Source organism: Nguyenibacter vanlangensis (assembly GCF_013376155.1).
Taxonomy (GTDB): domain Bacteria; phylum Pseudomonadota; class Alphaproteobacteria; order Acetobacterales; family Acetobacteraceae; genus Gluconacetobacter; species Gluconacetobacter vanlangensis.
This window is the reverse complement of the sequence record NZ_JABXXP010000648.1, coordinates 1-1,561: the sequence shown is the minus strand read 5'-3', so window position 1 is coordinate 1,561 and position 1,561 is coordinate 1. Positions and strand designations below refer to the sequence as shown.

Below are 1,561 nucleotides of genomic sequence, written 5' to 3'. Positions count from 1 at the left end.
CCATCGCGCAGGAAGGCGGCGCCGGCCGCGCCGATTCGCTGCGGCAGAGAGGGGACATCCTGTTTCTGCACGGCGTGAATCGTGCGCTCGCGGGCGCGACGGCCGCGCGTCGGCGGCAGCAGGCACGGCAATTCTTCCATGGACATCAGTGACCTCCGCGATCCGGTTGCGGCCAGCCTGCGGCCATGAGCGGCGCGGCGCAACCGCCGCGTGATCATTCCGTCGCAACGATGCGGGCGCAACGATGCGGGTTTTTCTTGCAATCCGCGCGGCGGCATCTGAGCATGAGCCCATGATGGGTGTACCCTCGGGGGCAGGCCCCCTTCGCACTGTGCGCGCCTCCTTCAGCCCTGCGGCGGCCACGCGTGTCAGGGCGGTTCTCGGCCCGACCAATACGGGCAAGACCCATCTGGCGATCGAACGGTTGCTGGCGCATTCCAGCGGCATCATCGGCTTTCCGCTGCGGCTGCTGGCGCGCGAGAATTACGAGCGCATGGTCGCCGCCAAGGGCGCGGCCGCGGTGGCGCTGATTACCGGCGAGGAAAAGATCGTCCCGCCCGGCGCGCGGTGGTTTTCCTGCACCGTCGAGGCGATGCCGCTGGACCAGATGGTGGAATTCGTCGCCGTGGACGAGATCCAGCTTTGTGCCGATCCGGACCGCGGCCACGTCTTTACCGACCGGCTGCTGCGCGCGCGCGGGCTGGTCGAGACCATGTTCCTGGGCGCCGAGACGATCCGGCCGCTGATGCGCCGGCTGGTGCCGGGCGTGGAGATCGAGACCCGGCCGCGCCTGTCCAGCCTGGCCTATCTGGGGGCGAGCAAACTGACCCGCCTGCCGCCGCGATCGGCCATCGTCGCGTTTTCGGCGACCGAGGTCTATGCCATCGCCGAGCTGATCCGCCGCAGGCGGGGCGGGTGCGCCGTGGTGATGGGGCAATTATCGCCACGGACCCGCAATGCGCAGGTCGCGCTGTACCAGGAGCGCGAGGTCGATTACCTGGTCGCCACCGACGCGATCGGCATGGGGCTGAACCTGACCATCCGCCGGGTGATCTTCACCGCGCTGCGCAAGTTCGACGGCACCCAGACGCGCGACCTGACGTCGCAGGAAGTCAAGCAGATCGCCGGCCGCGCCGGACGATACGGCAAGCACGAGGAAGGAATCGTCTCGGTGATGGCCGATGCCGGCAGCCTGTCCTTCATCCGGACCATGCTGGCGGCCCCGCCCGACGACCTGCCCGATCTTCGCCCCCAGGTGCAGCCCGACGCCGACATCATCCAGGCCGTGGCGGCGGAAATCGGCTCGGACAGCCTGTTCGGCGTGCTGGCGCGCATCCGGCGCGCCGTGCTGCGGCGCGACGACCCGAACTACCGGCTGGCGAACATGGAACAGGCCTTCGCCATCGCCACCGCACTGGAAGGCGTCACCGGCCTGACCCTGGCCCAGCGCTGGGTCTATGCCATGTGCCCGGTCGACGACCGCGACAACGGCATCCAGCGCCTGGTCCACTGGGCGGCGGACCATGCCGCGGACCGCCCGGTCATCCCGCCCGGAACCGGC

Annotated in this window: 1 protein-coding gene; it reads left to right on the top strand. The window is 69.6% G+C overall.

Annotated elements, in window-relative coordinates; genetic code table 11:
- Nucleotides 1–292: 292 nt before the first annotated feature.
- Nucleotides 293–1,561 (top strand): helicase-related protein (locus HUK84_RS17630; protein ID WP_281362848.1); only part of this gene is annotated, 1,269 nt, incomplete at its 3' end.